This is a genomic window from Pseudonocardia pini, from assembly GCF_013870575.1.
GTDB classification, from domain to species: domain Bacteria; phylum Actinomycetota; class Actinomycetes; order Mycobacteriales; family Pseudonocardiaceae; genus Pseudonocardia; species Pseudonocardia pini.
This window is the reverse complement of record NZ_JACBXB010000289.1, coordinates 1-6,434: the sequence shown is the minus strand read 5'-3', so window position 1 is coordinate 6,434 and position 6,434 is coordinate 1. Positions and strand designations below refer to the sequence as shown.

Genomic DNA, 6,434 nt, shown 5'->3' with positions numbered 1-6,434 from the left:
CCGGTGTGCTCGGCCGCGAACTGCGTGAGCAGCCCGGCGCCCGAGGGGTCCACGAACACGCCCTGCACGTCGGCGAGCGCCTCGTACCCCGACGTCCCGTCGGCGGGCCACGAGACCGGCAGCTCCTCCCCGAGGTGGGTGATCTTCTCGACCAGCAGCCACTTGTCCGGGCCCAGCGCCGCGCGCAGCCGCCGTACGTAGCCGCCGGGGTCGGAGAGGCCGTCCGGGTGGTCCACCCGCAGCCCGACGATCTCGGGATGGCCGTGCACCCACCGCAGCACCTCGCGGTGGGCGTCGTCGAACACCTCGGGGATCTCGACGCGGACGGCGGCGAGCGTGGAGACGTCGAAGAACCGCCGGTAGGTCAGCTCCGCGGCCCCGCGCTTCCACGACACCAGCCGGTAGTGCTGCCGCTCGTGCACCTCCTGCGGGGTGCCCTGCTCGGTGCCGGGGGCCAGCGGGAAGGCGTGGTCGTAGTACCGCAGCTCGGGCCCGTCGGAACCGTCCTCGACCCTCAGCTGCCCGAGCGCCGCCGCCTCGTCCGCGTCGAGGATCGGGAGCAGCAGCGGGCCCGCGGACCAGTCGATGTCGAAGTGCCCCGCCCAGCGGGACCCCTCGCCGTGTCGCAGGACGTCCCACCACCACGGGTTCGCCTTCGGCACCTCGACGCCGACGTGGTTGGGCACGATGTCGATCAGCATCGTCATGCCCGCCTCGCGCAGCCGTGCGAGCAGGCCGTCGAGCCCCTCGATGCCGCCGCGCTCGACGGAGATCCAGCCCGGGTTCACCACGTCGTACCCGTGGTTGGACCCGGCACCGGACTCCAGCAGCGGGGACGAGTACAGCGTGCCGATCCCGAGCTGGTCCAGGTAGCCGACGAGGTCGCGGCCCGCCTGGAAGGTCTGGTCCTTCGAGAACTGCAGGCGGTAGGTGGAGGAGACCATCACACGGTCCGCTGGAACACGAGGAGGGAGCGGGCGGGCACGGTGTGCCTCGCCCCGGCCTGGGTGATCGGTGGCTCCGCGGCCACGACGCCGGGGGCCGCGGACAGCGTGGTCACCTCACCGGCCGCCGTGTCCACCACGATGGCCCACTCCTTGCCGTACTCCGCCGTCGGCAGCGTCACCTCGATGTCCTCCCAGTGCGCGTTGAACGCCAGCAGGAACGAGTCGTCCGTGACGCGCTCGCCTCGCGGGTCGATGTCGGTGATCCCTTGCCCGTTCAGGAACGCGATCACACATTTCCCGAAGCCGGAGTCCCAGTCGCCCTCGGTCATCTCCTGCCCGTCCGGGGTGAACCAGGCGATGTCGGCGAGCGAGTCCCGCCGCCGGGGCGCGATCGGGCGGCCCTGGAAGAAGCGCCGCCGCCGGAACACCGGGTGCCCGTGCCGCAGCGCGGCCACCCCCGCGGTGAACCCGACCAGCCCGGCGTTCTTGCCGAGCAGCGACCAGTCCACCCAGGCGATGTCGTTGTCCTGGCAGTAGACGTTGTTGTTGCCGCCCTGGGTGCGGCCCAGCTCGTCCCCGTGCAGGATCATCGGCACACCCTGCGAGAGCATCAGCGTGGTGATCAGGTTGCGCTGCTGGCGGGCGCGGAGCTCCAGCACCGCCTCGTCGTCCGTGGGGCCCTCGACGCCGCAGTTCCACGAGCGGTTGTGGCTCTCGCCGTCGTTGCCGCCCTCGCCGTTGGCGTCGTTGTGCTTGTCGTTGTAGGCCACCAGGTCGGCGAGGGTGAACCCGTCGTGCGCGGTGGCGAAGTTGATCGACGCGTACGGCCGCCGCCCGTCCTCCTGGTAGAGGTCGGAGCTGCCGGTGAGCCGGGAGGCGAACTCGCCGAGCGTGCCGGGCTCGCCGCGCCAGAAGTCCCGCACGGTGTCTCGGTACTTGCCGTTCCACTCCGTCCACAGCGGCGGGAAGTTGCCGACCTGGTAGCCGCCGGGCCCGACGTCCCACGGCTCGGCGATCAGCTTGACCTGCGAGATCACGGGGTCCTGCTGCACGAGGTCGAAGAACACCGAGAGCCGGTCGACGTCGTAGAACTCCCGGGCCAGGGTGGACGCGAGGTCGAACCGGAAGCCGTCGACGTGCATCTCGGTGACCCAGTACCGCAGCGAGTCCATGATCAGCTGCAGGGTGTGCGGGTTGCGGACGTTGAGCGAGTTCCCGGTGCCCGTGTAGTCCATGTAGTAGCGCGGGTCGTCCTCGACGAGCCGGTAGTAGGCATGGTTGTCGATGCCGCGCATGGACAGCGTGGGGCCCATGTCGGAGCCCTCGGCGGTGTGGTTGTAGACGACGTCGAGGATCACCTCGATGCCGGCCTCGTGCAGGTCCCGGACCATCGCCTTGAACTCGTGCACCGAGCTGCCGGGCCTGCTGCCGCGCATCGCGTAGGCGTGGTGCGGGGCGAGGAAGGCCAGCGTGTTGTAGCCCCAGTAGTTGGAGAGGCCCTTCTCCTGCAGGTGGTGGTCGTTGAGGAACTCGTGCACCGGCATGAGCTCCACGGCGGTGATCCCCAGCCGCTGGAGGTGCTCGATCATCACCGGGTGGGCGAGCCCGGCGTAGGTCCCGCGCAGCTCCTCGGGGATCTCCGGGTGGGCGATCGTGAGGCCGCGGACGTGCGCCTCGTAGATCACCGTCTCGTGGTAGGGGATCTTCGGCGGGCGGTCACTGCCCCAGTCGAAGTACGGGTTGACCACCACGGACTTGGGCACGAACGCGGCCGAGTCCCGGTCGTTGCGCGAGAGCGGGTCGCCGAAATTGTAGCCGAAGACGGCCTCGTCCCACCTCGCCGGCCCGTCGAGCGCCTTGGCGTACGGGTCGACCAGCAGCTTGTTCGGGTTGCACCGCAGCCCCTGCGCGGGGTCGTACGGGCCGTGGACGCGGTAGCCGTAGCGCTGCCCGGGCTCCACGCTGGGCAGGTAGCAGTGCCAGACGAACCCGTCGACCTCGGTGAGCGGGACCCTCGTCTCCTTGCCGCGCGGGGTGAACAGGGACAGCTCCACCTTCTCCGCGGCCTCGGAGAAGAGCGCGAAGTTGGTCCCCGCCCCGTCGTAGCTGGCCCCCAGCGGGTAGGCGCTGCCCGGCCACGGACGCATGGTCTTCCCCATCTCTCTCGCTGTGAACGGGTGTGGTCAGTCGGCGAGCCGCGCGGGGAACCCGCCGGTCGCCACCGGGCTCCACCGGGTGGGTGTGACGCGGATCAACGCCTTGCCCTGGTCCACCATCGCCTGCCGGTACTCGGCCCAGTCCGAGTGCTCGCCCGCGATCGAGCGGAAGTAGTCCACCAGCGGCTCGACGGCCTCCGGCAGGGTGATCAGCTCGGCCTCGCCGTCGACGTGCACCCAGGGGCCGTCGAACTCGTCGGACAGCACCACGACGGAGGCGGTGCCGGTCCGCGCGACGTTGTGCGCCTTGGCCCGCTCCGGGTAGGTCGCGATCACGATCCGGCCCTGCTCGTCCACCCCCGCGGAGACCGGGGAGCCGACGACGGACCCGTCCTGCCGGGTGGTGATCAGGACGACCTTGTGGCGCGGACGGAGGAACTCCAGGAGCTGCTCGCGGTCGACGTCGGTGTTCGTGGCGATCGTGCGGGGCATGGGTCGAACCTTAGAGCCGGGCACCGACACGTGTGTCCTCTCGGTAGTGTTCCGCACGATGAGCACCCTGTTCACGAAGATCATCGACGGCGAGATCCCGGCCCGGTTCGTCTGGTCGGACGAGCGCTGCGTCGCGTTCCTCTCCATCAACCCGCTCGGCCCCGGCCACACGCTGGTCGTGCCGCGCGAGGAGGTCGACCACTGGGTCGACGCGAGCCCGGAGCTGATGGCCCACCTCACCGCGGTGTCGCACGACGTCGCGGCGGTGGTCCAGGCCCTCTGGTCGCCGCCCCGCGTGGCCTTCCTCATCGCCGGGTTCGAGGTGCCGCACCTGCACCTGCACGTCTACCCGGCGTGGGACATGGAGGCCTTCGACTTCCGCAACGCGGCGAAGGAGGTCGACGGCGCCGAGCAGGACGGCATCGCCGAGCGGCTCCGGGCGGCCCTGCGCGAGGCGGGGCACGCCGAGCACGTCCCCGCATGAGGCTCGTGCTCATCCGGCACGGCCTGCCCGAGCGGGTCACGGGGGAGACCGGTACCGCCGACCCCCACCTGACCGAGCTGGGCCTGCGCCAGGCCGAGCGCGTCGTGCACGCGCTGGCGGGCGACCCGGTCGACGCCGTCTACGCCAGCACCATGGCCCGGGCGATCGAGACCGCGGGTCCGCTGGCCGACGCCCGCGGGCTCCCGGTGCACACCGACCACGAGCTGCGCGAGTTCGACGCGGACCAGAAGCGCTACCTGCCGGTCCACGAGCTCGCCCGGGAGAACCCGGACCAGTGGAACCGGATGGTCGAGGGGCACCTGCCCGAGCACGTCGACGTCCCGGGGTTCACCACGCGGGCCGTCGCGGCGCTGGAGCGGATCGTCGAGGCCCATCCCGGCCGCGGCACGGCGGTCGTGTTCGCCCACGCCGGGATCATCAACGTCTACCTCGGACACCTGCTCGGGATCGCCCGGCCGCTGCCCTTCCCGCTCGACTACACGGGTGTGACCAGGGTCGTCGCCCGTCGGGACGGGGTCCGCAAACCGCGGACGGTCAACGAGATCGGGCACGTCGCGGACCTGCTGGAACCCGCCGCGAGCACGTGACGATCAGGTGTCGGCACGCCCTCGGGCCGCCGACGCTCGTAGAGTGACGGTCGTGAGTGTGCAGCCGTCCTCCGTCCTGTCGTCGGTCCGCGGCCCCGCGGACCTCAAGCGCCTGGGTCCCGACGCGCTGGCCGTGCTGGCCTCCGAGATCCGGGACTTCCTGGTGCGGTCGGTCGCCCGCACCGGCGGCCACCTGGGGCCGAACCTGGGTGTGATCGAGCTGACGATCGCCGTGCACAGGGTGTTCGACTCGCCCCGGGACACGCTGATCTGGGACACCGGGCACCAGGCCTACGTGCACAAGCTGCTCACCGGGCGGCAGGCGGGCTGGGAGAACCTCAAGAAGACCGGCGGGCTGTCCGGCTACCCGAGCCGCGGCGAGAGCGTGCACGACCACGTCGAGTCGTCGCACGCGTCGTCGTCGCTGAGCTGGGCCGACGGGCTCGCCCGCGCCTACTCGCTCACCGGCCAGCAGCGGCACGTCGTCGCCGTGATCGGGGACGGCGCGCTCACCGGCGGGATGGCCTGGGAGGCACTCAACAACATCGCCGCGGCCAAGGACCGCAACGTCGTGGTCGTGGTGAACGACAACGGCCGGTCCTACGCCCCCACGATCGGCGGACTGGCGGACCGGTTGGCCACCCTGCGGCTGCAGCCCGCCTACGAGCGGCTGCTGGAGGCGGGCAAGCACACGCTGCGCGGCACCCCCGTCGTCGGACCGGCGGTGTACGCGGGCCTGCACGCGCTCAAGGCCGGCATCAAGGACGCGATCAGCCCGCAGGAGCTCTTCGCCGACCTCGGGCTGAAGTACTTCGGCCCGGTCGACGGGCACGACGTCGCGGCGATGGAGTCCGCGCTGCGCCGGGCCCGGCACTTCGGCGGCCCGGTCGTGGTGCACGCCGTCACCCGCAAGGGCAACGGCTACGCCCCGGCGGAGAACGACGAGGCCGAGCAGATGCACAGCCCGTCGGCCTTCGACCCGGAGACGGGCCTGCCGACCGGACCCAAGACCACCGGCTGGACCAGCGTGTTCGCCGACGAGCTGGTCCGGATCGGCGCCGAGCGGCCGGACGTCGTCGCGATGACCGCCGCCATGCTCGGGCCGACCGGGCTGGCGAAGTTCCAGGCCGAGTTCCCCGAGCGCTGCATCGACGTCGGGATCGCCGAGCAGCACGCGCTGACCTCGGCGGCCGGCCTCGCGCGCGGCGGGATGCACCCCGTGGTCGCGCTGTACTCGACCTTCCTCAACCGGGCCTTCGACCAGCTGCTGATGGACGTGGCGCTGCACCGCGAGGGCGTCACGCTCGTGCTGGACCGGGCCGGGGTCACCGGCAACGACGGCCCCTCGCACAACGGCATGTGGGACCTGTCGGTCCTCGGCATCGTGCCGGGCATCCGCGTCGCCGCCCCGCGGGACGCGGGAACGCTGCGCGAGGAGCTCGCCGAGGCCGTCGCCGTGGACGACGGGCCCACCGCGCTGCGCTTCCCGAAGGGCCCGGTCATCGAGTCGGTGCCCGCGATCCGCCGGTTCCAGGGGGTGGACCTGCTGCGGGAGGACCGCGAACCCTCGGTGCTGATGGTGTGCGTGGGTGCGTTCGGCGAGCTGGGTCTCGCCGCCGCCGAGCGGCTGGCACAGCAGGGGGTGGCCGTGACGGTCGTCGACCCGCGCTGGGTGCTGCCGGTGCCGTCGGCGCTGGTGGACCTGGCTCGGCGGCACCAGCTGGTCGTCACGGTCGCCGACTCCGGT

6 protein-coding genes are annotated in these 6,434 nt (G+C 71.7%); 3 read left to right on the top strand and 3 right to left on the bottom strand.

The window, feature by feature from the left end; all coding sequences use genetic code 11:
• The 3 genes from H5J29_RS17150 to H5J29_RS17140 form a co-directional block, all read right to left on the bottom strand.
• Positions 1-944 (bottom strand): alpha-amylase family glycosyl hydrolase (locus tag H5J29_RS17150; protein WP_246393969.1); only part of this gene is annotated, 944 nt, incomplete at its 3' end.
• Entirely contained in the window at positions 944-3,094 is a 2,151-nt protein-coding gene (glgX, locus tag H5J29_RS17145) for a glycogen debranching protein GlgX (RefSeq protein ID WP_181781960.1), read from the bottom strand. The genes glgX and H5J29_RS17150, both read right to left, overlap by 1 nt.
• A 36-nt stretch (positions 3,095-3,130) precedes the next feature.
• Positions 3,131-3,595 (bottom strand): PPOX class F420-dependent oxidoreductase, encoded by a 465-nt coding sequence (locus H5J29_RS17140; protein WP_181781958.1) that lies wholly within the window; start codon positions 3,593-3,595, stop codon positions 3,131-3,133.
• Positions 3,596-3,653: 58 nt separating this feature from the next.
• On the opposite strand from H5J29_RS17140, the gene H5J29_RS17135 reads away from it, so the two are divergent.
• From H5J29_RS17135 to dxs, 3 genes are all read left to right on the top strand, one after another.
• On the top strand, positions 3,654-4,079 hold the full coding sequence (locus H5J29_RS17135; protein WP_181781957.1) for an HIT family protein: 426 nt from the start codon (positions 3,654-3,656) through the stop codon (positions 4,077-4,079).
• Positions 4,076-4,687: a histidine phosphatase family protein gene (locus H5J29_RS17130; protein ID WP_181781956.1), complete on the top strand. Its 612-nt coding sequence runs from the start codon at positions 4,076-4,078 to the stop codon at positions 4,685-4,687. Before H5J29_RS17135 ends, H5J29_RS17130 begins: the two co-directional genes overlap by 4 nt.
• Positions 4,688-4,745: 58 nt before the next feature.
• Positions 4,746-6,434: 1-deoxy-D-xylulose-5-phosphate synthase (gene dxs / locus H5J29_RS17125; protein WP_181781959.1), on the top strand; the 1,689-nt coding region annotated here is incomplete at its 3' end.

What these genes read in the sequence shown, in the direction of transcription:
- H5J29_RS17130 (WP_181781956.1), top strand. Translation starts at nt 4,076, where the DNA reads ATGAGGCTCGTGCTCATCCGGCACGGCCTGCCCGAGCGGGTCACGGGG.
- H5J29_RS17135 (WP_181781957.1), top strand. Translation starts at nt 3,654, where the DNA reads ATGAGCACCCTGTTCACGAAGATCATCGACGGCGAGATCCCGGCCCGG.
- glgX (WP_181781960.1), bottom strand. Translation starts at nt 3,094, where the DNA reads ATGCGTCCGTGGCCGGGCAGCGCCTACCCGCTGGGGGCCAGCTACGAC.
- H5J29_RS17140 (WP_181781958.1), bottom strand. Translation starts at nt 3,595, where the DNA reads ATGCCCCGCACGATCGCCACGAACACCGACGTCGACCGCGAGCAGCTC.